This is a genomic window from Micromonospora chersina, assembly GCF_900091475.1.
GTDB classification, from domain to species: Bacteria; Actinomycetota; Actinomycetes; order Mycobacteriales; family Micromonosporaceae; genus Micromonospora; species Micromonospora chersina.
Genome location: NZ_FMIB01000002.1, coordinates 3,053,561 through 3,077,110, shown reverse-complemented (window position 1 = coordinate 3,077,110; position 23,550 = coordinate 3,053,561). Strand labels below are relative to the sequence as shown.

Sequence of the window (23,550 nt, the reverse complement as noted above, 5' to 3'; positions counted from 1 at the left end):
GGGGGGCATGGCGGCTCCACAGGTTGCGCCGGTCGAGACGCCGGACACCGAAGAGGTGCCGGTCTCCGACCGGCCTTGGGTGACCATCGTCTGGGACGATCCGGTCAACCTCATGACGTATGTGACCTGGGTGTTCCAGAAGCTCTTCGGATACAGCCGGGAGAAGGCCGAGCAGCTCATGCTGGACGTGCACCACAAGGGCAAGGCGGTCGTCTCCAGCGGCGCCCGGGAGCGGATGGAGCACGACGCGTCGCAGCTGCACGCGTACGGCCTCTGGGCGACGGTGGACCGGTCATGAGCATGTTCCGTCGCCAGGGCGACCGCTACGTGGCCACCTTCGCGGTGGACGAGGTCCGGGTGCTGCGCAAGGTCGCCTCCGAGGTGGTGGGCCTGCTCACCGACGGCTTCGACCACGGCGACCCGGTGGTCGGCCGGCTCTTCCCCGAGGTCTACCCGGACGACGCGGCGGGCAGCGCGGAGTTCCGCCGCTACACCGAGGGCGACCTCAAGACCGCCAAGATCGACCAGGCCGGGGCGATCCTCGCCGCGCTGCCCGACGGCGAGGCCGGCGGCGAGGTGCGGCTGGACGCGGAGGCCGCCGAGGCGTGGCTGCGCGCCCTCAACGACGCCCGGCTCGCCATGGGCGTCCGGTTGGAGATCAAGGACGGCACCGACCTGGGTGAGGAGCTGGACGACGCGGTCGCCGAGGACCCCACCTCGTCGCGCGTGTTCCAACTATCGGTCTACGCGTACCTGGGATATCTCCAGGAGTCCCTGCTCAACGCCCTGATCGACTGAGCCGTGACGGTCACCACCTCGCCGGCCGGGACGGCCAGGCGCTAGGCTGGGCGGCGTGCTGAGCATCGACCGGTCGATCATCGACGCGATCGTGGCCCACGCGCGCCGGGACCACCCGGACGAGGCGTGCGGCGTGGTCGCCGGTCCCGCCGGCAGCGACACCCCGACCCGGCACATCCCGATGGCGAACGCCGCCCGCTCCATGACCTTCTACGAGTTCGACTCGATGGAGCAGCTGCGGCTGTGGCGCGAGATGGACGACCGCGACGAGGAGCCGGTCGTCATCTACCACTCGCACACCGCGACGGAGGCCTACCCGTCCCGCACGGACATCTCCTTCGCCGGTGAGCCGGGAGCGCACTACCTGCTCGTCTCGACCCGCGAGCCCGACACCGAGGAGATCCGGTCCTTCCGGATCGTCGACGGCGTGGTCACCGAGGAGCCGGTCGAGATCGTGGCTGCCGTGGACCCGCACGCCGTCCAGTCCTACATGTTCGGGCAGAGCCCGGCGACGGTCGACTACGAGTGTTCCGACCGCTGACCTCCCAGCGCCGGCACACCTTTTCTTCCTTCCGTCACCTGGCAGCACCCGAACAAGGAGCACGAGACATCATGGCCATCGAGGTTCGCATCCCCACCATCCTGCGCAGCTACACCGGCGGCGCGAAGGTCGTCGAGGGCAGCGGCGACACCCTGGGCGACCTGCTCGCCGACCTGGACTCCCGGCACGGCGGCCTGCGGGCCCGGCTGGTCACCGACGCCGGCGCCCTGCACCGGTTCGTCAACGTCTACGTCAACGACGAGGACGTCCGCTTCCTCGGCGCGCTCGACGCCAAGCTCAACGACGGTGACAGCGTCACCATCCTGCCGGCCGTGGCCGGCGGCGCGTTCGGCTTCGCTGCCGCGGCTGCCATCGCCGGTCACCGCGCGGCCGTCACCGCCCGCTGAGGGCTGCGGCTATGGCCAGGTACGACAGCCTGCTCGACGCCTGTGGCGGCACGCCCCTGGTCGGGCTGCCCCGGCTCTCGCCGACGGTGCCCGACGGGGCGCCGCCGGTGCGGCTCTGGGCGAAGCTGGAGGACCGGAACCCGACCGGCAGCATCAAGGACCGGGCCGCCCTGTTCATGGTCCGCTCGGCAGAGGAGTCCGGCCGGCTCCGCCCCGGCGACACCATCCTGGAGCCGACGAGCGGCAACACCGGCATCTCCCTGGCCATGGTGGCCAAGCTGCGCGGTTACCGGCTCGTCTGCGTGATGCCGGAGAACGTCTCCACCGAGCGGGTCCAGCTGCTCCGGATGTACGGCGCGGAGATCATCTTCTCGCCGGCCGCCGGCGGCTCGAACCAGGCCGTCGCGACCGCGAAGCAGATCGCCGCCGAGCACCCGGACTGGGTGATGCTCTACCAGTACGGCAACGAGGCGAACGCCCGGGCGCACTACGAGACGACCGGGCCGGAGCTGCTGCACGATCTGCCGACCATCACCCACTTCGTGGCCGGCCTGGGCACCACCGGCACCCTCATGGGCACCGGGCGCTACCTGCGGGAGAAGGTCGACGGCATCCAGGTCGTCGCGGCCGAGCCCCGCTACGGCGAGCTGGTCTACGGGCTGCGCAACATCGACGAGGGCTACGTGCCCGAGCTGTACGACGCCTCGGTGCTCTCCCGGCGCTTCTCGGTGGGCACCCGGGATGCGGTCCTGCGGACCCGGCAGCTCGTCGAGGTGGAGGGCATCTTCGCGGGCTTCTCCACGGGGGCGATCCTGCACGCCGCGCTCGCCGTGGCGCACGAGGCGGTCCGCGACGGCCGCCGCGCCGACGTGGCGTTCGTGGTCGCCGACGGCGGCTGGAAGTACCTGTCGACCGGGGCGTACGGCGGCACCCTCGCGGATGCCGAGGACGCCCTGGAGGGGCAGCTCTGGGCCTGACGACCCGCCGGTCGGTTCGGTCCGCGCACGCCGCGGACCGAACCGACCGTTACGTCCCGGGACCGGACGCGTGCGGGTGTCACGTTGATGACAACTTCCGGCAGATGATTCTTGCCCGACCGGGCCGACGCGTAGGCTGCGCAGCGTGGCGAACGCGTCGGTAGAGATCATCGGCGGGGCGACCGCCGGCGTGTCGACTACCGAGCGTGAGATCGAGGCGACCGGATGCGACTGACCGTTCTCGGCTGCGCCGGCAGCTTTCCCGGGCCCGAGTCCCCGTGTTCCGCCTACCTGCTGGAGGCCGACGGGTTCCGGCTGCTGATCGACTTCGGCTCGGGGTCGCTCTCCACCCTCCAGCGTTACGTCGGGCTGCACGCCCCCGACGCCATCCTCCTCACCCACCTGCACTGCGACCACATGCTCGACGCGGTCACCTATGTGGTGGTGCGCCGGTACGCCCCGGACGGCCCTTACCCGCCGCTGCCCATGTACGCCCCCTCCGGCGCGCCGGACCGGCTCGCGAGCGCGTACGGGCAGGAGGACAGCACGGTCGAGGACGTCTACCAGTTCTACGGCCTCCAGCCGGGCACCTTCCCGATCGGCCCGTTCACCGTCACCGTCGACCAGATGAACCACCCGGTCGAGACGTACGGGGTGCGGCTGGAGCACGGGGGCCGGGTGTTCTGCTACTCCTCGGACACCGCGCCCTGCGACGCGCTGCTGCGGCTGGCCCAGGGCGCCGACGTGTTCCTCTGCGAGGCCAGTTACATGGACGGGGTGGAGAACCCGCCGGACCTGCACCTGACCGGCCGGGAGGCCGGCGAGGCGGCCACGAAGGCGGGGGTGGGTCGGCTGCTGCTCACCCACCTCGTTCCCGCCTGGGGCAGCGAGTCGCACACCGTGGAGTCGGCGGCCGGCGCGTACGCCGGGCCCCTCGAGGTGGTCCGGGCCGGCGCCTCCTACGAGATCTGACCCCGCCGGCATTGCCGGCGGCGCCGGTCCCCGTTACTCATCGTATGGGCGCGTCTTGTGACACTCCGTGTCCAGCCCGGTCCCGACGGCAGGTCGCCCGCGGCCGCCTTTGCTCTGCAGCCATCCACGCAGCAGCTCGTTGAGCTGCGGCTTCCCGATCCTCTTCCCGGTCGGCCGCGGCCGACCCTGATGACGGTCGGTAGCTGATGCGTCCGTGGCTGCAGAGCAAAGGCGCTCCGGGGCACCCGCCGGGACGGCGCGGCCGTGACCGAGCGTGAGTCCTTCCGCTGGGCTGTCGCGCCTGCTGCCGGTGACCGGCGCGGGCGACCGTGGGGAGACCGCGGGCCGGTTCGATCACGGCACCGCATAAGGTGCAGGCATGGCGCGACCTGACGGGCGGCGGCCCGACCAACTCCGACCGGTGACCCTGACCCGGGGCTGGAGCACCCACCCGGAGGGCTCGGTGCTCGTCGAGTTCGGGGCGACCCGGGTGCTCTGCACGGCCAGCGTGACCGAGGGCGTGCCCCGCTGGCGCAAGGGCTCCGGGCTCGGCTGGGTGACCGCCGAGTACGCGATGCTGCCCCGGGCCACCAACACCCGCTCCGACCGGGAGAGCGTCAAGGGCCGCGTCGGCGGCCGGACCCACGAGATCTCCCGGCTGATCGGCCGCAGCCTGCGGGCCTGCGTGGACCTCAAGGCGCTGGGCGAGAACTCGGTGGTGCTCGACTGCGACGTGCTCCAGGCCGACGGCGGCACCCGGACGGCCGCCATCACGGGCGCGTACGTGGCGCTGCACGACGCGGTGACCTGGCTCGCCGAGCGCAAGGCCCTGGCGGGCAAGGTGGAGAAGGTCATGCACCGGTCGGTGGCGGCGGTCAGCGTCGGCATCATCGCCGGCGAGCCGCGGCTCGACCTCTGCTACGAGGAGGACGTGGCCGCCGAGGTCGACATGAACGTGGTCTGCACCGGGACGGGCGACTTCGTCGAGGTGCAGGGGACGGGCGAGGCCGGCGTCTTCGCTCGGGAGCAGCTCGACGCCCTGCTCGACCTGGGCGTGGCGGGCTGCCTGGAACTGGCCGACGCGCAGCGGAAGGCGCTGAACTGATGAACACGGTGCTCCTGGCCACCCGCAACCGGAAGAAGCTCGTCGAGCTCCAGCGGATCCTCGACGGCGCGCTCGGCGCCCACCGGATCGCCCTGCTCGGCCTCGACGACGTCGAGGAGTACCCGGAGCTGCCCGAGTCCGGCCTGACCTTCGGCGAGAACGCGCTGATCAAGGCCCGGGAGGGCTGCCGGCGCACCGGCCTGCCGACGATCGCCGACGACTCGGGTCTGGCGGTGGACGCGCTCAACGGCATGCCGGGCGTGTTCAGCGCCCGCTGGGCCGGTTCGCACGGCGACGACCGGGCCAACCTCCAGCTCGTGCTGGACCAGATCGCGGACGTGCCGGACGAGCACCGCGGCGCCGCCTTCGTCTGCACTGTGGCGCTGGTGCTCCCCAGCGGCAAGGAGCACCTGGTCGACGGCCGGCAGTCCGGCCGGCTGCTGCGCGCCCCGCGCGGCGACGGCGGCTTCGGCTACGACCCGATCTTCCTGGGCGACGGGCAGGAGCGGACCAACGCGGAGCTGACCCCGGAGGAGAAGGACGCGGTGAGCCACCGCGGCAAGGCGCTGCGCGAACTGGCCAAGCTGGTCGCCAAGGTGCTCCCGCCGGCCGCCTGACGGCACGTGGTGGCGGTGCCCGGCCCGGCCGGACACCGCCACACCGGGGTCAGCCCAGCGGGCCCACCTCGCGCTCGATCGCGGCGCGCAGCCCGGGGCCGCGGACGACGTCCCGGGCCGCCTCCATGAGCGGGGCCAGGAACACGTCCGGGCCCGGCTCGCCGGCCACCTCGCCGAGCGCGGCCAGCGCGGCCCGGCCGGCCGGCGACGGGGTCAGCGGGGCGCGGAGCTGGAGCCCGCGCACGGCGGCCAGCAGTTCCACCGCGAGCAGGCTGGTCAGGTTGTCCAGCACGGTGCGCAGCTTCTTGGTCGCCGCCCAGCCCATCGAGACGTGGTCCTCCTGCATGCCGCTCGTGGGCAGCGAGTCGACCGAGGCGGGCGCGGCCAGCCGGCGGTTCTCCGCGACGATCCCGGCCGCCGTGTACTGGGCGATCATCAGGCCGGAGTTGACCCCGGCGTCGGGGGACAGGAACGCCGGCAGCTCCCGGGAGCGGGTGACGTCGAGCAGCCGGTCCACCCGGCGCTCGGCGATGGCGCCCACCTCGGACGCGGCGATGGCCAGGTAGTCGGCGGCGAAGCCGAGCGGCGCGCCGTGGAAGTTGCCTGTCGACTCGACCCGCCCGTCCGGCAGCACCACCGGGTTGTCCACGACCGACAGCAGCTCCCGCCCGGCCACCACCTCGACGAAGTCGAGGGTGTCCCGGGCCGCGCCGGCCACCTGCGGCGCGCAGCGCATCGAGTAGGCGTCCTGCACCGCGTGCCCCAGGTCGTCGCGGTGCGAGTCCATCACCGCCGAGTTCTGCAGCAGCTTGTGGATGTTCGCGGCCGAGGTGGCCTGGCCGGGGTGCGGCCGGATGGCGTGCAGCTCGGGCAGGAACGGCCGCTCCGAGCCGAGCATCGCCTCGATGGCCAGCGCGGCGGTCACGTCGGCCATGGCGAACAGGTGCCGGGCGTCGTGGACGGCCAGCAGCAGCATGCCGAGCATGCCGTCGGTCCCGTTGATCAGCGCGAGGCCCTCCTTGGCGGCCAGCTCCAGCGGCTCCAGCCCGACCCGGCGCAGCGCGTCGCCGGCCGGGATCCGGTCGCCGGCCGGGCCGAGCACCCAGCCCTCGCCGAGCAGCACCAGCGCGCAGTGCGCGAGGGGCGCCAGGTCACCGGAGGCGCCGAGCGAACCGTGCTCGGGCACCCACGGGGTCACCTCGTGGTTGAGCAGGTCCACGAGGGCCTCGGCGACCAGCGGCCGGACGCCGGAGCGGCCCAGGGCGAGCGAGCGTACCCGCAGCAGCATCATGGCCCGCACCACCTCGCGGGGCATGGGCGCGCCGACCCCGGCGGCGTGCGAGCGGATCAGCGCGTGCTGGAGTTCGGCCCGCCGCTCGGGCGCCACGAACGTGTTGGCGAGCGCCCCGAATCCGGTGGAGACGCCGTACACGGGCCGGCCGGCGGCCTCGATGCCGTCCACGATGGACCGGCTGGTCGCCATCGCCTCCACCGTGGCGGGGTCGAGAACGACCTTGGCGGTGCCGCGAGCCACCGCGAGCACGTCGGCGGGGGAGATCCCGGTGGGCTGGATGACTACTGTCGACATTGCGGCACTCCGTTGTGCAGAACCTGGCGGATCAAGGGAACCCCCGGCCGGTAGGCCAGGTGCAGGTGGGACGGGGCGTCGAGGATCATGAGGTCGGCCCGCGCGCCCCGCGCGAGCCGGCCCACGTCGGTGCGGCGCAGCGCCGCCGCCCCGCCCGCCGTCGCGGCCCACACCGCCTCCGCCGGGGTCATCCGCATCTCGCGTACGGCGAGGGCGACGCAGAACGGCATCGACGAGGTGTACGACGACCCGGGGTTGCAGTCGGTGGCCAGTGCGACGGTGACACCGGCGTCGAGCAGCCGGCGCGCGTCCGGGTACGGCGACCGGGTGGAGAACTCGGCCCCGGGCAGCAGGGTGGCGACGGTGGCGGTGTGCTGCCCCTCGGCGCACATGCAGTCGACCCGGGTGGCGGCGAGCGCGTCGACGTCGGCGTCGGTCAGGTGCGTGCAGTGGTCCACGCTGGCCGCACCGAGTTCCACCCCGAGCTGGACGCCCGGCCCGGGGCCGAGCTGGTTGGCGTGCACCCGCACGCCCAGCCCGACGGCCTGCCCGCAGGCGAGGATCGCCCGGGCGTGGTCCACGTCGAAGGCGCCCCGCTCACAGAACACGTCGATCCAGCGGGCGTACGGCGCGGCGGCGGCGAGCATCGGCCCGCACACCATGCCCACGTAGTCGTCGGGGCGGTCGGCGTACTCGGCGGGGACCACGTGCGCGCCGAGGAAGGTGGTGTCCTCGGTGAACTCGGCGGCGATCCGCAGCGAGCGGGCCTCGTCGGCGACGGTCAGCCCGTACCCGCTCTTGATCTCGATGGTGGTGGTGCCCTGCCGCATGGCCTCGCCGCGCAGCCGCCGGACGGTGGCCCGCAGCTCGTCGTCGGAGGCGGCCCGGGTGGCGCCCACGGTGGTCCGGATGCCGCCCCCGGTGTAGGGCTCGCCGGCCATCCGGGCGGCGAACTCGGCGGCCCGGTCGCCGGCGAAGACCAGGTGGGCGTGGCTGTCCACGAATCCGGGCAGCACGGCTCCGCCCTCGGCGTCGATCCGCCGGTCGGCGGCCGGCGCGTCCCGGGCCGGCCCGACCCAGGCCACCTGCCCGTCCTCGACCAGTACGGCGGCGTGCCGGCGGATGCCCAGCGGCCCGCCCTCGCCGCCGATGTCGTTGGTGACCAGCTCCCCGATGTTGTCGACAAGCAGGCTGCCCCTCATGAGGTCACCTCCGCGATGGCCGAGCGCAGTTCGGCCGGCACGTCCACCGTCAGGTGCCGGCCGTCGGCCACCACGGTCCGCCCGTCGACCACCACGTGCGTCACGTCGGCGGCGGTGGCCGCGAAGAACGCGCCGACCGGCGGCACCCCGGCGGTCCGGGCGCTGTCCAGCCGTACCGTCACGAGGTCGGCCCGGTCGCCGACGGACAGCCGGCCGGCGTCACCCCAGCCGAGCGCGGCGTGGCTGCCGACGGTGGCCGCGGTGACCAGCTCGGCGGCGCTGAAGTGCCCGCGCCTGCGGGTGCGCAGCCGCTCGTCCAGCTCCACGGCCCGGGCCTCCTCGAAGAGGTCGACCACGGCGTGGCTGTCGCTGCCCAGGCTCAGCGGGCTGCCCGCCTCGGCCATCCGGCGGGCCGGCCCGATCCCGTCGGCCAGGTCCCGCTCGGTGGTGGGGCAGAGGCACACACCGGTCCGGCTCTCCCCGAGCAGGGCCACGTCGGCGCTTGTCGGGTGGGTGGCGTGCACCGCCGTGGTGTGCGGGCCCAGCACCCCGTGGTCGGCCAGCAGCCGCGTCGGTGTGCAGCCGTGCACGGCCCGGCAGGCGTCGTTCTCGGCCGGCTGCTCGGAGAGGTGCACGTGCAGCGGCACCCCGTTGCGGTCGGCCCAGCCGGCCACGGTGGCGAGCTGCTCGGCGGGCACCGCCCGGACCGAGTGGATCGCCGCGCCCAGCCGGGCGTGGTCGTTCTCCGGGCGGAACGCGTCGACCCGCTCCGCCCAGCGCAGCGCGTCGCCGTCGCCGAACCGGCGCTGCGTCCCGGCCAGTTCCTCGCCGTCCACGCTCGCGGTCAGGTAGGCGGTGTCCAGCAGGGTGACCCGGATCCCGGCGTGCGCGGCGGCCTCGACGAGCGCGGCCGACATGGCGTTCGGGTCGGCGTACGGCTTCCCCTCGGGGCCGTGGTGCAGGTAGTGGAACTCGCCGACGCAGGTGATCCCGGCGAGGGCCATCTCGGCGTACGCGGCCCGGGCCAGGGCCAGGTAGGAGTCGGGGTCGAGGCGGGCGGCAACGTCGTACATGACGTCGCGCCAGCTCCAGAAGTCGCCGCGCCCGCCGTGGGTGCGCCCGCGCAGCGCCCGGTGGAAGGCGTGCGAGTGGGCGTTGGCCAGGCCGGGCAGGGTGAGGCCGGGCAGGCGTACGGCGTCGCCCAGCACCTCGACCCCGGCGGCGGGCGCGCCACCGCCGACCAGCGGGGTGACCGCGGTGATCCGGCCGCCCTCGGCCTCGATCAGCACGTCGGGGGTGGGTTCGGCGTGGTCGGGCAGCCAGGCGTACTCGGCCAGCCAGCGGGTCAGCGGCATGCCAGCTCCTCCAGCACCCGGGCCAGGGCGGCCACCCCGGCGGCGCAGTCGGCGTCGCTCGCCGACTCGGCGGGGGAGTGCGACACCCCGGTCGGGTTCCGCACGAAGAGCATCGCGGTCGGCAGGTGCGCGGCGAGGACCCCGGCGTCGTGCCCGGCCCCGGTGGGCAGCACCGGCGCGTCGAGCAGCGCGGCCAGCCGGTCGGCCAGCCCGCCGTCGAAGGACACCAGCGGGGTGGCCGACTCCTGCGTGCAGGTCAGCTCGGTGCCGTCCCGCTTCGCCCGCTCGGCGGCCTTGGCCCGGACCGCCTCGACCAGGCCGTCCAGCGTCGCCGGCTCGGCCGCCCGGGCGTCCAGCCAGCCGGTCACCTTCGACGGGACGGCGTTCGTGGCGTTCGGTTCGACGGCCACCCGGCCCACTGTGGCGTGCGCGTCGCGCAGCCGGGCCTCCTTGTTCGCCGCGAGCACCGTGAACGCGTAGGTGAGCATCGGGTCGCGGCGGTCGGCCATCCGGGTCGTACCCGCGTGGTTGCCCTCGCCGTGGAAGTCGAAGCGCCAGCGGCCGTGCGGCCAGATGGCGCTGGCCACCGCGACGGGCGCGCCGAGGTCGACGAGCGCGCGGCCCTGCTCGACGTGCAGCTCCACGAAGGTCGCGAAGCGGCCGAGCAGCCCCGGATCGGCGCCCGCCGGCCGATCACCCAGGGCCTCGGCGAAGCTCACCCCCGCCGCGTCGCGCAGCCCGGCCGCGCGGTCCACCGCGATCTCACCGGTGAGCAGCCGCGATCCCAGGCAGGGTACGCCGAACCGGCCGCCCTCCTCCTCCACGAACGCGGCCACCGCCACGGGCCGGACCGGGGTGGCCCCGGCGGCCCGCAGCTCGTCCACGGCCAGGAACGCGCTCACGATGCCCAGCGGCCCGTCGTACGCCCCGCCGTGCGGCACCGAGTCGAAGTGGCTGCCGGTGAGCACGGCGTCCCCGGCCACCGGGTCGCCCCACCAGGCGAACAGGTTGCCGTTGCCGTCCTCGGTGACCGGCATGCCGCGCTGCCCGGCCTGCTCCCGGAACCAGCCGCGCAGCGTGAGCTCCGGCTCGGTGAGCGCGTAGCGCAGGTAGCCGCCGCTGCCGGCGTCCCGCCCGACCGGCGCGATCTCGTCCCACAGCTTGCGGAACCTGTTAGGAAGGGTCCCTTCCTCTACCGAATGCGTTAACAAGGGGCCCTTCCTTACGCCTCGGCCATGGGGATGCGGACGCCGGTGCGCGCGGCGACCTCGCGGGCGTCGTCGTAGCCGGCGTCGACGTGCCGGATGACGCCCATGGCCGGGTCGTTGGTGAGCACCCGCTCGATCTTCTGCCCGGCCAGGGCGGTGCCGTCAGCCACGCAGACCTGCCCGGCGTGGATGGACCGGCCGATGCCGACCCCGCCGCCGTGGTGGATCGACACCCACGAGGCCCCGCTCGCGGTGTTGACAAGCGCGTTGAGCAGCGGCCAGTCGGCGATCGCGTCGGAGCCGTCGGCCATCGCCTCGGTCTCCCGGTAGGGGCTGGCCACGCTGCCGCAGTCCAGGTGGTCCCGGCCGATCACCACGGGCGCGCTCAGCTCGCCGGAGGCGACCATCTCGTTGAACCGCACTCCGGCCTTGTCCCGCTCGCCGTAGCCCAGCCAGCAGATCCGGGCCGGCAGGCCCTGGAAGGCGACCCGCTCGCCGGCCATCCGGATCCACCGGGCCAGGGACTCGTTCTCCGGGAACAGGTCGAGGATGGCCCGGTCGGTGGCCGCGATGTCCTTCGGGTCGCCGGAGAGCGCCGCCCAGCGGAACGGGCCCTTGCCCTCGCAGAACAGCGGACGGATGTACGCCGGCACGAAGCCGGGGAAGTCGAAGGCCCGCTCGAAGCCGCCGAGCTTCGCCTCGCCGCGGATCGAGTTGCCGTAGTCGAAGACCTCGGCGCCGGCGTCGAGGAAGCCGACCATCGCCTCGACGTGCTTGGCCATCGAGGCGCGCGCCCGGTCGGTGAACTCGGCCGGCTTCGTCGCCGCGTAGTCCCGGGCGTCGGCCAGCTCCACCCCCTCCGGCAGGTACGACAGCGGGTCGTGCGCGCTGGTCTGGTCGGTGACGATGTCGATGGCGACGCCCCGGCGCAGCAGCTCCGGGAAGACCGTCGCGGCGTTGCCGACCACGCCGACGCTGAGGGCCCGCCGGTCCCGCTTCGCGGCGAGCGCCCGCTCGACCGCGTCGTCCAGCGAGTCGGCGATCTCGTCCAGGTAGCGGTCGTGCGCGCGGCGCTCCAGCCGGGTGCGGTCCACGTCGACGATCAGGCAGGCGCCGCCGTTCATGGTGACGGCCAAGGGCTGCGCGCCGCCCATCCCGCCGCAGCCGGCGGTCAGCGTGAGCGTCCCGGCCAGGGAGCCACCGAACCGCTTCTCGGCCACCGCCGAGAACGTCTCGTAGGTGCCCTGGAGGATCCCCTGCGTGCCGATGTAGATCCAGGAGCCGGCGGTCATCTGCCCGTACATGGTCAGGCCGAGCGCTTCGAGGCGGCGGAACTCCGGCCAGGTGGCCCAGTCACCGACCAGGTTCGAGTTGGCCAGCAGCACCCGGGGCGCCCACTCGTGGGTGCGCATGACGCCCACGGGGCGGCCGGACTGCACCAGCATGGTCTCGTCCTCGCGCAGGTCGGTCAGCGTACGGACCAGCGCGTGGTACGACGGCCAGTCCCGGGCCGCCTTGCCGGTGCCGCCGTAGACCACCAGATCCTCGGGGCGCTCGGCCACCTCCGGGTCGAGGTTGTTCATCAGCATCCGCAGCGCGGCCTCCTGCGGCCACCCCTTCGCGGTGCGTGCGGTGCCGCGGGCGGCGCGGACGGGCTGGTGCATCTCGTACTCCTCTCAGCCGAGGAACAACTGACGACGGGTGGCGGACGACTCGAACGCCTCGAGCCGGGCCTGGGTCTCGGCGGGGGTGGCGTCGCAGATCGCCTGCAGCACCACCATGGCCAGGGTCATCGGTGCGGTGTGCAGGTCGAAGACCAGATCGGTGCCGACGGCGGCGGGAAGCACCACGTCGGCGTGGTCGGTGGCCGGACTCACCGGGGAATCGGTGATCGCCACGACGGTCAGCCCGACCTCCCGGGCCTCGCGCAGCGCGTCCATGGTCTCGCGGGGGTAGCGGGGCAGCACGAAGGCGAGCAGCGCGCCCGCCCCGGCCGCCACGGCCTGTTCGAGCCGGTCGGTGAGGAGGCTGCCGCCGTCGTCGAGGACCCGCACGTCCGGGTGCACCTTCGCGGCGAAGTACGCGAAGTACGCGGCCAGGGGCGCGGCGGCGCGCAGCCCGAGCACCGGCAGCGGCCGGCTCGCGGCGAGCAGCTTGCCCACCTCGGCGATCCGGCCGGCGTCGGCCAGCTGCCCGGCGAGCCGGTCGAGGTTGCCCATCTCGGCGTGCACCGCCCGCTGGAGGGCGTTGCCGGCGTCGGCGGGGTCGGCGGCGCCGCCGGCAGTCAGCTCGCGCAGCCGGCGGCGCAGCGCGGGGTAGCCGTCGTGCCCGAGCGCCATGGCGAACCGGGTCACCGACGGCTGGCTCACCCCGGCCAGCTCGGCCACCTCCGCCGCGGACAGGTACGCCGCCGCGCCCGCCTGCTGGACCAGGCAGTGCGCGATCCGGCGCTGGGTTGGCGTGAGCCGGACGCCGTGGAAGAGGTCGAGCAGGCGGTCGGTGGGTGCCGCACCGCTTTCATTCACAGCGTGACTCTATGCATGAAAACTTTCACGACGCAACCCTCGTACGGTGAAGGGCCGTCCGGGCCGTGGTCGCGCGGCGACCGGAGGACGAGCGCGCGGGCATCGTCTCTGTACTATCCGCACGGCGGATAAGCAGAGGAGATATGGCATGCAGCCCGTTGGTCCGTACCGGCTCACCGAGGTGATGGGCGTTTGCCAGGTGGGCAAGGCCTGGTGGGCCGTCGACGGGCAGGATCGGCTGGTGACCATCGCGGTGCTCGACCCGGCGGTGGCCCAGGATCCGGCCTGGCGCCAGGCGTTCTCCGGCATGGCGGAGACCCTGGCCGCGCCGGGCGGCAGCGGTCGGCCGTACCTGTCCGCCGACTTCGCGGCGAAGGCACCCTGGGCGGCGTACATCGCCGACGGTGGGCCGGGCGCGGAACATCTCTTCTTCGCGCTGGGCCAGGAGATCCGCAGCGAGCAGGCGGTCGAGGACAGCACGGTGGCCATGCTGCAGGTGCCCACCGAGCAGCAGCCGCAGCTGGCCCCGTGGGCGTTGCAGGGGGATCCCCGGCAGGCGCAGCAGGTCTCGTCCCCGCCACAGCAGACGCCGGTTCCCGCCCAGCAGACACCCCTTCCGGCGCAGCAGACGCCGCTTCCCGCGCAGCAGGTGTCGGCGCCGCCTCAGCAGGTGTCGGCGCCGCCCCAGCAGGTGTCGGCTCCACCGCAGCAGGTTTCCGCGCCGCCGCAGCAGGCCCCCGTGCCGCAGCAGGTGTCGGCGCCCCCGGTGTCCGCTCCGCCGCAGCCGGCGTACCCGCACACCGCGCAGCCGGTCAGTGCCCCGCCCGGTGACCCGTTCAGCTCGCCGGTGCGCCGGATCCAGCCGTCCCCGCCGCGTCCGCCACGACAGAACGGGCTGTGGGCCGCGCTGGCGGCGCTCCTGCTGGTCGCCGTGGTGGCCGGTGGAGTGGGCGTCTGGGGTGTCGCCGGCGACGGCTCCGACGAGCCGGCGACGACGCCCACGGCCACGTCCAGCGCCTTCCCGAGTGCCGCGCCGGTGAACCCGGGCCTGAAGCCGTGGGCGCAGGCGGCGCTGCGCAGCCCGGAGGAGCACGCGCTGGCGACGGCGGGTCCGTCCATGGTGTTCGTCGAGGTCATCTTCACCGGCTACGTCCGCAACAAGCAGGACAACGCCCTGCTGCGGAAGGCCCCCATCACCTTCAATCGCCGGTGCAGCGGCTTCGTGGTGAATTCCGACGGGCACGTCCTGACCAACACCCAGTGCGTACGCCCCACCCAGGACATCCTGCTGGGCAACGCGCTGGGTGCTCTGGCCAACGCGATGGTCGCCGAGCGAACCCTCAACTCCAAGGACGTCGCCGCGTTCACCAAATCGCGGATGAAGACGGCCGTGTTCACCGGCACCGAGGCCGGCACGGAACCGGAAGCCAAGCTCTACGGCCAGTTGAACGTGGCCAAGGGTGACACCACGGACAGCCCCGCGATCCCCGGCGCTGTCGTGCAGTCGCTCGCCCTCGACGCGGGGAACCTCGCCCTGGTCAAGCTCGAACAGGGCAACCTTCCGGCCGCGGAACTCAACCCCTCCGCCACCATCGCCGCGGACACGTCACTGCTCATCCTCGGCTACAACACCACCGACACCAGCTACCGGTCCGCGACCTACAGCGTGACGTCCAAGCCGGCGACGGTGACCGGCGTGGACGCCCAGTCGCCGGTGCAGGCGTACCGGATCAACGACGACCTGGGCCTCTACTCGCGCGGGGGGATCGCCATCGACCCGAGCGGCCGGGTGGTGGGGATGCTGGACAACGACATCCTGCGACCGGACAAGGCGAACCGGTTCGTCGTGCCGGTGTCCACCATGGCCGGACTCCTCTCCACGGCCGGCGTGCAGAACACCCTCGGCGACGCCGACAAGCGGTATCGCAGCGGCCTCGACGCCTACTTCGCCGGCCAGAACTCCACCGCGGCCGAGCGCTTCGGCAAGGTGGCCCAGGACTCGCCGACGAACGTGCTGGCCCAGGTCTACCGGCAGGCCGCCATCGACAGCGGCGGCGGCGAGTCGTCGTCGGGCGGGTCGAACTGGGCGGTCCCGGTGCTCGCCGCGGCTGCGGGAGCGCTGGTCGCCGGCCTCGTCGTCCTGGTGGTGATCCTGCTCAGGCGGCGCAACAGCGCGGTGTGACGCCGCCCGGGGTTGGGGCGGCCGCTCAGCGGCGGCCGACCCCGTCCCGGCCGAGCAGGTACGGGCTGGCCGGCGTGCGCAGGGCCACCAGCGCGAACGCCCAGGGCAGCACCAGGGCGGCCGCCAGGTGCAGCCAACCGCCGCTCGGCGGGGTGTGCAGCACCCAGAGCACGGCGGCGTGACTCAGCACGACGGCGATGCCGCAGGCGGACAGCTCGCTGATCGTCCGTGCGGACCCGCCCGTGATGCGGCGGTCCAGTTCCTCGGCGAGGACGAGCAGTCCACCGCTGATCAGAACGGCGGTGACCACGCTGACGCCGGGCGTGCCGAAGTCGCCCGCCTTGACGTCCAGCGGGGCGCTCAGGCCGGTGATCACCAGGCCGGCGCCGAGGGCGAGCATGACCGCCGCCGTGGTCATCGACAGGTGCGACCGCAGCTGGCGCAGCAGCCGCCCGGCGAGCACGAACACCAGGCACGCCGGCACGAGGAGAGCGCCCAGCGGACCGGCGGTGACCACCTCCGGCGCCAGGTACGCGACGGCGAGCCCGGTCAGGGCGAGCACCCAGGCCGCCACCGGGAACCGCTCCACGGCGCGGTACGCCAGGGCGAGCAGGAAGAGGACCGACACGAACCAGAAGGCCGAGAACGGCCGGACCGCCGCGCTGCCGCCGTAGAGCGCGTTGCCGAACGCCCCCTCGGCGACCTCCCCGGTGGCCGCCTCGGCGGCCAGGAGAGCCGCGAACAGCAGGACGAACCAGACGACGTACGGCAGGCCGAGCGACCGCCACCGCTTGCGCACCTCGCCGGCCATCGGCCGGCCGGGCGTCCAGAAGTATCCGGTCAGCACGAAGAACAGCGGCACGTGCCACGGGTAGACGGCGGCGCGGGTGACCGGATCGGTCCACACGTGACCGACGACCACCGCGGCGATGCCGACGATCCGGAGAAGGTCCACACCGGCGGACCGGGCGGTCACCGGTGCGGTGGTGCTCGTTGCGGCCATGGCGCGCATCATGGCAGACGGCGAGGGCGGGCACGTTCCCGCCCGGCCCCGACGACGGCCGGACGATCCGTGGACCGCCCATCGCATAACCTTTCCCGCGACGCTGGCTGAACGGTCTGGAGGTTCGACGGGTGCCCTCAGCTCCCTCCGTGAGGCAGCGCCTGCGGTCTGTGCCCCGTGCGGCGTGGATCGGTGTGGGAGTGACCGTGCTGCTGCTCGCCTCGATCGTCGTCGTCGCGCTGCCCTCGGGCAGGTCCGGAGCGCCGACCGCTGCGTGGTCCACTCCGGAGGGCTCCCGGCCGCAGCCGCCCGTTGTGCCCGTGGACGGCACGAGCTGCGCGGCGAACGTCGCCGGCATGGCGGGTTTCACCCCGGTCGCGGCGCTGGACCTGCCGGCACGGGCAACCGGCCGTGCGCCGGCGTACGCCTTCGACCGCACCGCGAGCATGGCGCGCGGCTTCGACCGGGTGGGCTACTGCCTGGAGCTGAACGGCCCCGCCGGACGGCAGTGGGTGTGGACGGCGATGGAACCGTTCACCACCGACCCCGGCCGGCTCGCCCCGCCCACCCGTGCCGGGCAGATCGTCCAGCAGCGCGTCAACGACCTGGAGGTTGCCACCAACGTCGCGGGGCTGACCACCGGCACCGGGCTGCCCGGTTACCTGGAGATGTGGCCGAACAGCTACGGTCCCGGCGGCACCGGGCAGATCTCCGGAGCCGCGGCGGACCGCTACGACGCGGACGACGAGGTGCTGCCCGCGCTGGCGTACGGCTCGTTCCAGGTGCATCTGGTCGGTGGGACCCGGCCAACCACGACGCCGCCGCAGACCGTGCTGGCCGTCAACGGCATCACGTCGCGGTCCGGCCCGCTCGCGGTGGGCATCGGCCCCGCCCCGACCGGTAACCCGGACTGGACCTTCGCCGGAAACGCCGGCGGCTTCACCCAACGCCGGCTGACCGTGTACGCCCGCGCGTCGGTCCTCACCATCGACCGGCATCCGGCAGACCGCCAGCTCTTCCCGCGGGACGCCGGCAACGGCGCTGTGGTCGAGGTGGCCGGGAGGTTCACCGATCCCCGGGTGACCGCCGTGCAGCTCAAGGTGAGCAGCGGCGCGGACGGCTGGGACTACGGCGCCGTGGCCAGCCCCGGCGGCACCTTCTCGCTCCGCCACCGGATCACCGCCGCCCTCCGGGAGTACCGCTTCGAACTCCGGGTGCTGGGTGACGGCGTGGCCCGCCGGGTCGGCGTCTGGGAGGGCGTGGTCGCCGGCGACGTCTACGTCATCGAGGGGCAGTCCAACGCCGCCGCGGGCATGCAGCGCGGCTCGGCCGCGGCAGAGGAGTCCCCGTACCTGCGCAGCTACGGCTCGCCGGTGGCCGACGGCCCCCGGTCCGCGGCGGCCCGGAGCTGGAACTACGCCGTCGGCGACCTGACCCAGCAACCGGGTTCCGTCGGCCAGTGGGGGATCCGGATGGCACACCGGATCTCGGACACCTACCAGGTGCCGGTGGCCGTCATCAACGGCGGCGAGAACGGCCGGCCGATCGGCTACTTCCAGCGGGTCGGCGCCCGGCCGGACGACCTGCGCACCAACTACGGGCGGCTACGGCAGCGCCTGACGGCCGCCGGTGTGCTCCGCGACGTCCGTGGCGTCTTCTGGTACCAGGGCGAGGCCGACAACGACAACGCTGCCGCCCACCTGGCCGGCTTCACGGCGCTGTTGCGGGACTGGCGGGCGGAGCTCGGCGGCCGGGACACCCGCTACTACGTGTTCCAGGTGCGTACGTCGCCGTGCGGTGACGGCCGTTCGGCCCGGCTGCGCGAGGCGCAGCGCCGGATGGGCGACACCCTCGGGGTGACCGTGCTGTCCACCAACGGGCTGTCCGGTCAGGAGGGCTGTCACTTCGGCTGGGAGCAGGGTTACCGCGAACTGGGCGACCAGGCGTTCGCCGTGCTCTCCCGGGACCTGTACGGAGGGCCGGCTGCCGGGGTCGCGCCGCCGAACCCGCGCTCCGCGTCCTTCCTGGACGCCGGCCGGACCGCTGTGGTGATTCGGCTCCGCGACGACACCCCGCTCACCGTGCAGCCCGGTGTGGCCGCCGACTTCCGCATCGAGGGCAGCGCAGTGAGTGTCGTCGACGTGGCGTACCGGCCGGGCGGACAGCTGGTGCTGACGCTGTCCGCGCCGGCCACCGGGGCGACCGGTGTGACCTACCTCGGCCACACGGGTGCGGGCCCCTGGGTCGTGAACGCCTCGGGCATCGGCCTGCTGGCCTTCCAGGGCCTGCCGATCGCCGAGCCCGGTTGATCGCCCATTCAGCGGACGCTGTCGGCCGTCGACCTCCGGCGCTGGTGGCGGGTGGCGAGCGCGCGCAGGCCGGCGAGACCACCGGGCCGGTCCGCGGCGTCCACCGGGCCGGGGGCGGCCAGCGCGTCGCGTGGGCTGCCCGCCGCCCGGATCAGCATCAGAAGCAGGAAGATCCAGGACAGCCCGTCCACCGACAGCGGGTTCCAGACGACCTCGGTGACCGAGTAGACGAGGAACAGCACGACGGGCGCCTTCGCGGTGAACGCCCGTCCGTCGCGGACCCGGCCGTGCAGCAGCGCGCTCGCCCAGACTCCCCAGATCACGAGAGCGACGAAGCCCCCGGCGAAGATGGCCAGAACATAGCCCGAGTGGAAGAAGTGGGTCGGCGCCTCGCCCACGTCGCGCAGGTAGTACCACTTGGAGACGCCCACGCCGGTGACCTTCCGCTCCGCGATGTACTCGCGGGCGTGCACCCAGATGTTGCCGCGGTTGCTGAGCGTCGAACGGTCGGCGCTCCACATCAGGTACGTGGCCGCGGCGCCGAAGACCACCACCAGCCCGGCGGAGAGGACGAGCGGGATCCGCTCGAACCGGCGCCACCGCTCGATCAGGTAGCTGCCGGCGAGCCAGGCGGCGCCGGCGGCGAGCGCGAGGTAGCTGGTGCGGGAGCCGGTCGCCACGATGACGAGCAGGCAGAGGGTCGCCGTCACGACCAGTTCACCGCGTCGCATCGCGCAGAGTGCCGCGACCAGGGTGAACGTCGCGACCATGGCGACGTAGTTCTCCGACTCGAAGAAGCTCTTGAACAGCGCCCCGGCGACCGAGCACTTCTCCAACTGGCCGCCCGTGCAGGTCCGCCACGCGCTCGTGCCGGAGAAGAGCGTGGGGATCGTCAGCAGAGCCAGCACGGCCAGCCCGGTGTACGCCAGGGCCCGGGTGGTCACCGCCGTACGCGCGGCGATCAGCAGCCCGGCGAGCAGGAACAGCCCGGCCGCCGCGTACGAGACCAGCCGGGAGCCGTACAGGCCGGCGCCGACGATCGCGTCCACGGCGAGGCACCACAGCAGCAGAACGGCGACCGCCCACCAGGCGATCCGCAGCCACCCGTCGGACGGCCCGCGCAGGTCCCGCCCGCCGGTGCCGACCACCCAGGCGAGGAGGCCCAGCACGAGCAGACCGATCAGCGCGGAGCTGTGCTCGCCGGCCAGCACCGGCGCCGCGTTGGCCAGCACCACAAAGCCCACGAGCGCGAGCGCGGTGCGACCGTCACCGAAGGCGGCGGCGACCTTCCGGCGCGTGGCCACCAACCAGGCGGCCGTCGCGACGCCGCTCACCGTCAGGAGAAACGCGAAGAAGACGGTCAACTCAGGCCCTTTCCATGGTGCTCGTCGGTTCCCGCCGGGACGGGTCGCGCCGCACGGCGGCCACGACGCAACCCCACAGCAGTACGCCGAGGAGCGCGTCGCAGACCAGACTGGAGGCAACGGCGCCCTGCCAGCCGTACGCCGGGATCAGCCAGACGTTGAGCCCGGCGTTGACCACGCCGATCGCGATCTGGCAGACGGTACGCCGGCCCTGCATCCGGCTTCCGGAGAGGGTGTCCGCCGCCAGGTAGTGGATCGCCTTCAGCACGAGCAGCGCGGCCAGCCCCTGCAGTGCGGTGGTGGCCGCCGCGTAGCCGTTGCCGAAGACGGTCGGCGTCAGTCCGGAGCAGGCCACCAGCAGCAGGGACGCCGGCACGCTGAACATCAGGTAGCGGGGCAGCAACCGCCGGGTCAGCCGCAGGGCCGCGCGGGGGCCGTCCCGTCCGGCCTCGAAGAAGCGCGGATAGGCGACCGCCGCCATGGCCCGTGCCGGGGTGTACGCGAAGTCGACCACGCGGTACGCGGCGGCGTAGATGGCAGCCCCTTCCGGGCTGCCGAGCCGCGACAGCATCACCTTGTCGAGGTCGTTGTAGACGGTCTGCGCCGAGAGACCGACCGCGAAGAGCAGCCCGGCCCGCACCTGCCCGAAGGCGCCGGTGGCCGGCGGGAGGCCCGCCCCGCGCAGGCCGTACGCCAGCACCAGCAGGCAGATCACCGCCGAGAGCAGCGCCGAGGTGACCGCCCAGCCGTGCAGGGTCACGCTGCCCGGCGCCATGACGGCGAGCACCACCACGGCGGCCAGCCGGCACACGTGCAGCACGGCGGGGATCACCGAGGCGACGAACACCTTCCCGCGCGCCTGGACGGAGGCGGCCACGGCCTCGATGAGCCGCCAGGCGACCAGGTCGGCGACGGCCAGGGCGGCGACGTCGACCGGATCGACCTGGGCCGCCCAGACGGCGGTGCCCGCGGCGGTCACCAGCACCGACGCGCCGACGCCGAAGGTGGCGGTCAGCACCAGGCCACGGGCGAGGTGCCGGGCCCAGTCCGCCGGCGCGTCGGCGTGGCTCTGGAAGATCAGGCTCGGCACGCCGGCGGACGCGAAGGGCGACACCACCGCGATCAGTGCGGTGACGCCGACGAAGAGCCCGTACTCGCCGATCGGCATCTCGCGGGCCAGCAGGACGAACAGCGCTCCCTGGGCGAGGGTGCGCAGCAGGGTGCCGGTGAGGAACTTCGCCGCCTTGCCCAGGAAGCCGTCGCTCGGGCCGGCGGCGGCTCGCGACGGTTCCGCCCGCCCGGCCCGGTCCGTGCTGGTGTCGACGGTCATCGGCTCGTCGCCTCCACCCAGCGGCGGCTGACCTCGACGGGATCCAGGGCCGCCGACCTCGCCCGCCAGGCCTTCTCGAAGTCGGCGCGGCTCGGACGCTGCTCGCCCGTCACGGCCAGCACCGCGTCCGCGAGCGCCCGCGGCGTCGACTCGACGGCCAGGGCGCCGGGCACGAGTGTCGGAACCAGCTCGTCCAGCGCGGGCACCGGCAGGGCGGCGACCGGGACGCCCGCCCCGGCCGCCTCGATCAGGCTCAACCCGAAGGTCTCGGCCCGGGACGGGTGCACCAGCGCGTCGGCCTCCGCGAGCAGTTCCCCGACGTCCGGTATCCGTCCGAGGAAGCGGACGCGGCGCGCCAGCCCCAGTTCCCGGGCCCGGCCCGCCAACAGGTCCCGTTCCTCGCCGTCCCCGGCGAGGGTCAGGCGGTACCGCTCGGGCAGCAGGGCGAGTGCGGCCAGGGCGTACCCGTGGTTCTTCAGCGGCCGCAGAGCGCCGGTGGTGACGAGCCGGACGTCGCCGGCGCCGATCGGGCGCGGCGGGACGAACTCGCCGACCGGCAGCGGGTTCGGGATGGTGGTCACCGGCTGGCCGGGCGCGAGTCCGCGGACCGTCCGGGCGACCCCCTCGGACACCGCGACCACGAGGCGCGGTCGCAGCGCCGCGGTCCGGGCGACCCGGGCCAGCACCCGGACCCGCCGATCGACGGCGAGCCGCGCGGGCAGCACGGAGTGCTCCCAGGCGACGAAGTCACGGCCGGAGCCGGCCAGCGCCGCGCCGACGGGCACCGTGGCCCAGAGCCCGCTGGACACGACCACGGTCTCGGCGGGCAGCGCCCGCAGCCGGCGCCGGAGCGGCGCGACGGCCTCCACGAGGCGGGTGAGCCGGCTGCTCACCCCCAGCCGTTCGACGGCCAGGTCGTCGACGCCGGGTGGGACACCCCGGGACAGCACGGTCGCGGAGACCTCCACCCCGGACGCCCGCAGGCTCCGCATCAGCAGGACGGCGGCCCGCTCCATGCCGTAGCAGGGTTCCAACTGGGGAAGGACGAAGTGCAGGCGCATCAGTGGGAACCGCCCGGCTGTCGCGGGATGGCGGCGTCGGTGGCCGTGCGGGACCGCCGCATGGCCACGCGTTCGAGGGTGGCACGCGGCACCATACCGAGTGCGGCCAGCGCGGCGTTGGGCACCGACGGCGTCGAGTTCCGCCGGATCGCCCGCATCATCTCGCGTACCCCTTCCCAGTCGCGGGCCTGCAGGGCGTACCGGAGCGTCTGCGCGGCGACGAAGTCCGCGAACGTCTCCCGGGCCCAGACACCCTCCCAGCGGCGAGCCCATGCCCATGACGTACGCCAGTCGGCCCCGGCGGAGATCGACCCGGGGCTGCCCACGGTGTAGACGGCCGTCGCCTCCGGCACCTGGGTGATCCGCGCGCCGGGCAGGCGGGCGACCCGCACCAGCCAGTCCCAGTCCTGGTGCCGGGGCAGCGTCTCGTCCCAGCGGCACGCGGCGGCCAGCTCCCCGGTGGTGAGCAGGGTCGAGGTGGGCAGCGACTGCCGGCCGACCCCGAGCCGGCGGCGCCGGAAGAGGTAGTCCTCGGGCCGCGCGCCGTCCGCGATCAGCGTGCTCGGCGCGGCGGTAGGCAGCGGTTCCCCGCCGGCCCTGCGTTGCAGGATCCGGGACGACACCACCGGCCGCCAGCCCTCGGCGGCCAGCCGTTCCAGCACCGGCACCTGGGCGGCCAGCTTGCCCGGGAGCCAGGCGTCGTCGTCGTCGAGGAACGCGACGTGGCTGCCCGGCGCGGCGTGCGCCACGCCGACGTTGCGCGCGTATGAGCCCCGGCGCCCTCCGCCCGTGCAGACCACCTCGTCCACCTCGCCGCGTAGCTCCCGCACGGTGGCGGGCACCTCGGCGAGGTCGCAGACCACCACGACGCGCACGGAGACCGAGCGTTGGGCTCGGGCGCTGCGCACCGCCTCGGTGACGCTGGGCCTGCCCGTCGTGGGAATGACGACCGAAACGTCCGGCAAGAAGATCTCCAGGGAATCAGGGGCGGAACGTGCCCGGTGGT

Annotated in this window: 21 protein-coding genes; 10 read left to right on the top strand and 11 right to left on the bottom strand. The window is 73.9% G+C overall.

The genetic code is table 11. The features are described from left to right. Positions 1-7: 7 nt before the first annotated feature. The 8 genes from clpS to rdgB all read left to right on the top strand — a co-directional run bounded on the left by clpS (position 8) and on the right by rdgB (position 5,417). Positions 8-298, top strand: a complete 291-nt coding sequence (gene clpS / locus GA0070603_RS14000) for an ATP-dependent Clp protease adapter ClpS (protein ID WP_091269570.1) — start codon at positions 8-10, stop codon at positions 296-298. After that, complete coding sequence (locus GA0070603_RS13995; protein WP_091313008.1) at positions 295-798, top strand: DUF2017 domain-containing protein; 504 nt, start codon at positions 295-297, stop codon at positions 796-798. Before clpS ends, GA0070603_RS13995 begins: the two co-directional genes overlap by 4 nt. A gap of 55 nt (positions 799-853) precedes the next feature. Continuing rightward, complete coding sequence (locus GA0070603_RS13990) at positions 854-1,339, top strand: M67 family metallopeptidase (RefSeq protein ID WP_091313004.1); 486 nt, start codon at positions 854-856, stop codon at positions 1,337-1,339. Positions 1,340-1,410: 71 nt separating this feature from the next. Continuing rightward, on the top strand, positions 1,411-1,746 hold the full coding sequence (locus GA0070603_RS13985) for a MoaD family protein (RefSeq protein ID WP_091313002.1): 336 nt from the start codon (positions 1,411-1,413) through the stop codon (positions 1,744-1,746). Between the two features lie 11 nt (positions 1,747-1,757). Continuing rightward, on the top strand, positions 1,758-2,723 hold the full coding sequence (locus tag GA0070603_RS13980; RefSeq protein ID WP_091312998.1) for a PLP-dependent cysteine synthase family protein: 966 nt from the start codon (positions 1,758-1,760) through the stop codon (positions 2,721-2,723). A gap of 225 nt (positions 2,724-2,948) precedes the next feature. Then, positions 2,949-3,695 (top strand): MBL fold metallo-hydrolase, encoded by a 747-nt coding sequence (locus tag GA0070603_RS13975; RefSeq protein WP_091312996.1) that lies wholly within the window; start codon positions 2,949-2,951, stop codon positions 3,693-3,695. Positions 3,696-4,074: 379 nt separating this feature from the next. Beyond that, on the top strand, positions 4,075-4,800 hold the full coding sequence (gene rph, locus GA0070603_RS13970) for a ribonuclease PH (protein WP_091312992.1): 726 nt from the start codon (positions 4,075-4,077) through the stop codon (positions 4,798-4,800). Further along, entirely contained in the window at positions 4,800-5,417 is a 618-nt protein-coding gene (rdgB, locus tag GA0070603_RS13965; protein WP_091312988.1) for an RdgB/HAM1 family non-canonical purine NTP pyrophosphatase, read from the top strand. The genes rph and rdgB overlap by 1 nt, the downstream gene beginning before the upstream one ends. Before the next feature lie 49 nt (positions 5,418-5,466). Here the strand turns inward: rdgB and hutH are convergent, their stop codons facing one another. The 6 genes from hutH to GA0070603_RS13935 are packed head-to-tail and all read right to left on the bottom strand — an operon-like array spanning position 5,467 to position 13,295. Beyond that, positions 5,467-7,005 carry a histidine ammonia-lyase gene (gene hutH / locus GA0070603_RS13960; RefSeq protein WP_091312982.1) on the bottom strand — a complete coding sequence of 513 codons (1,539 nt, stop codon included), beginning with the start codon at positions 7,003-7,005 and terminating at the stop codon, positions 5,467-5,469. Continuing rightward, the gene (gene hutI, locus GA0070603_RS13955; protein ID WP_091312979.1) at positions 6,993-8,207 is read right to left on the bottom strand and encodes an imidazolonepropionase; all 1,215 of its coding nucleotides are present in this window, start codon (positions 8,205-8,207) and stop codon (positions 6,993-6,995) included. The genes hutH and hutI overlap by 13 nt, the downstream gene beginning before the upstream one ends. Continuing rightward, on the bottom strand, positions 8,204-9,556 hold the full coding sequence (locus tag GA0070603_RS13950; RefSeq protein WP_091321931.1) for a formimidoylglutamate deiminase: 1,353 nt from the start codon (positions 9,554-9,556) through the stop codon (positions 8,204-8,206). The genes hutI and GA0070603_RS13950 overlap by 4 nt, the downstream gene beginning before the upstream one ends. Continuing rightward, on the bottom strand, positions 9,553-10,773 hold the full coding sequence (locus GA0070603_RS13945; RefSeq protein WP_091312976.1) for an allantoate amidohydrolase: 1,221 nt from the start codon (positions 10,771-10,773) through the stop codon (positions 9,553-9,555). The genes GA0070603_RS13950 and GA0070603_RS13945 overlap by 4 nt, the downstream gene beginning before the upstream one ends. 11 nt (positions 10,774-10,784) lie before the next feature. Further along, positions 10,785-12,434 carry a urocanate hydratase gene (hutU, locus tag GA0070603_RS13940; RefSeq protein ID WP_091312973.1) on the bottom strand — a complete coding sequence of 550 codons (1,650 nt, stop codon included), beginning with the start codon at positions 12,432-12,434 and terminating at the stop codon, positions 10,785-10,787. A gap of 12 nt (positions 12,435-12,446) precedes the next feature. Continuing rightward, a complete protein-coding gene (locus GA0070603_RS13935) occupies positions 12,447-13,295 on the bottom strand; it encodes a MurR/RpiR family transcriptional regulator (protein WP_091312971.1) in 849 nt (282 codons plus the stop codon). Between the two features lie 148 nt (positions 13,296-13,443). Here GA0070603_RS13935 and GA0070603_RS32375 point away from each other — a divergent pair, with 148 nt between their 5' ends. Beyond that, positions 13,444-15,477, top strand: coding sequence for a trypsin-like peptidase domain-containing protein (locus GA0070603_RS32375; protein ID WP_091312968.1), 2,034 nt, complete (start codon positions 13,444-13,446; stop codon positions 15,475-15,477). A 25-nt stretch (positions 15,478-15,502) separates the two neighbouring features. Here the strand turns inward: GA0070603_RS32375 and GA0070603_RS13925 are convergent, their stop codons facing one another. Further along, the gene (locus tag GA0070603_RS13925; protein WP_167544546.1) at positions 15,503-16,480 is read right to left on the bottom strand and encodes an acyltransferase family protein; all 978 of its coding nucleotides are present in this window, start codon (positions 16,478-16,480) and stop codon (positions 15,503-15,505) included. A 200-nt stretch (positions 16,481-16,680) separates the two neighbouring features. On the opposite strand from GA0070603_RS13925, the gene GA0070603_RS13920 reads away from it, so the two are divergent. Then, a complete protein-coding gene (locus GA0070603_RS13920) occupies positions 16,681-18,789 on the top strand; it encodes a sialate O-acetylesterase (protein ID WP_091312962.1) in 2,109 nt (702 codons plus the stop codon). A gap of 8 nt (positions 18,790-18,797) precedes the next feature. On the opposite strand, the gene GA0070603_RS13915 is transcribed toward GA0070603_RS13920, so the two are convergent. Genes GA0070603_RS13915 through GA0070603_RS13900 form a run of 4 tightly spaced genes read right to left on the bottom strand, consistent with a single transcriptional unit; the run spans position 18,798 to position 23,509 of the window. Next, complete coding sequence (locus GA0070603_RS13915; RefSeq protein ID WP_091312960.1) at positions 18,798-20,153, bottom strand: O-antigen ligase family protein; 1,356 nt, start codon at positions 20,151-20,153, stop codon at positions 18,798-18,800. Between the two features lies 1 nt (position 20,154). Next, entirely contained in the window at positions 20,155-21,483 is a 1,329-nt protein-coding gene (locus GA0070603_RS13910) for a lipopolysaccharide biosynthesis protein (protein WP_091312957.1), read from the bottom strand. Beyond that, positions 21,480-22,544, bottom strand: coding sequence for a glycosyltransferase (locus GA0070603_RS13905; RefSeq protein ID WP_091312954.1), 1,065 nt, complete (start codon positions 22,542-22,544; stop codon positions 21,480-21,482). The genes GA0070603_RS13910 and GA0070603_RS13905 overlap by 4 nt, the downstream gene beginning before the upstream one ends. Continuing rightward, positions 22,544-23,509: a glycosyltransferase family 2 protein gene (locus GA0070603_RS13900; RefSeq protein ID WP_167544545.1), complete on the bottom strand. Its 966-nt coding sequence runs from the start codon at positions 23,507-23,509 to the stop codon at positions 22,544-22,546. The genes GA0070603_RS13905 and GA0070603_RS13900 overlap by 1 nt, the downstream gene beginning before the upstream one ends. Positions 23,510-23,550: the final 41 nt, after the last annotated feature.

What these genes read in the sequence shown, in the direction of transcription:
- GA0070603_RS13905 (WP_091312954.1), bottom strand. Translation starts at nt 22,544, where the DNA reads ATGCGCCTGCACTTCGTCCTTCCCCAGTTGGAACCCTGCTACGGCATG.
- rdgB (WP_091312988.1), top strand. Translation starts at nt 4,800, where the DNA reads ATGAACACGGTGCTCCTGGCCACCCGCAACCGGAAGAAGCTCGTCGAG.
- hutU (WP_091312973.1), bottom strand. Translation starts at nt 12,434, where the DNA reads ATGCACCAGCCCGTCCGCGCCGCCCGCGGCACCGCACGCACCGCGAAG.
- GA0070603_RS13925 (WP_167544546.1), bottom strand. Translation starts at nt 16,480, where the DNA reads ATGGCCGCAACGAGCACCACCGCACCGGTGACCGCCCGGTCCGCCGGT.
- rph (WP_091312992.1), top strand. Translation starts at nt 4,075, where the DNA reads ATGGCGCGACCTGACGGGCGGCGGCCCGACCAACTCCGACCGGTGACC.
- GA0070603_RS13985 (WP_091313002.1), top strand. Translation starts at nt 1,411, where the DNA reads ATGGCCATCGAGGTTCGCATCCCCACCATCCTGCGCAGCTACACCGGC.
- GA0070603_RS13980 (WP_091312998.1), top strand. Translation starts at nt 1,758, where the DNA reads ATGGCCAGGTACGACAGCCTGCTCGACGCCTGTGGCGGCACGCCCCTG.
- hutH (WP_091312982.1), bottom strand. Translation starts at nt 7,005, where the DNA reads ATGTCGACAGTAGTCATCCAGCCCACCGGGATCTCCCCCGCCGACGTG.
- clpS (WP_091269570.1), top strand. Translation starts at nt 8, where the DNA reads ATGGCGGCTCCACAGGTTGCGCCGGTCGAGACGCCGGACACCGAAGAG.
- GA0070603_RS13995 (WP_091313008.1), top strand. Translation starts at nt 295, where the DNA reads ATGAGCATGTTCCGTCGCCAGGGCGACCGCTACGTGGCCACCTTCGCG.
- GA0070603_RS32375 (WP_091312968.1), top strand. Translation starts at nt 13,444, where the DNA reads ATGCAGCCCGTTGGTCCGTACCGGCTCACCGAGGTGATGGGCGTTTGC.
- hutI (WP_091312979.1), bottom strand. Translation starts at nt 8,207, where the DNA reads ATGAGGGGCAGCCTGCTTGTCGACAACATCGGGGAGCTGGTCACCAAC.
- GA0070603_RS13975 (WP_091312996.1), top strand. Translation starts at nt 2,949, where the DNA reads ATGCGACTGACCGTTCTCGGCTGCGCCGGCAGCTTTCCCGGGCCCGAG.
- GA0070603_RS13910 (WP_091312957.1), bottom strand. Translation starts at nt 21,483, where the DNA reads ATGACCGTCGACACCAGCACGGACCGGGCCGGGCGGGCGGAACCGTCG.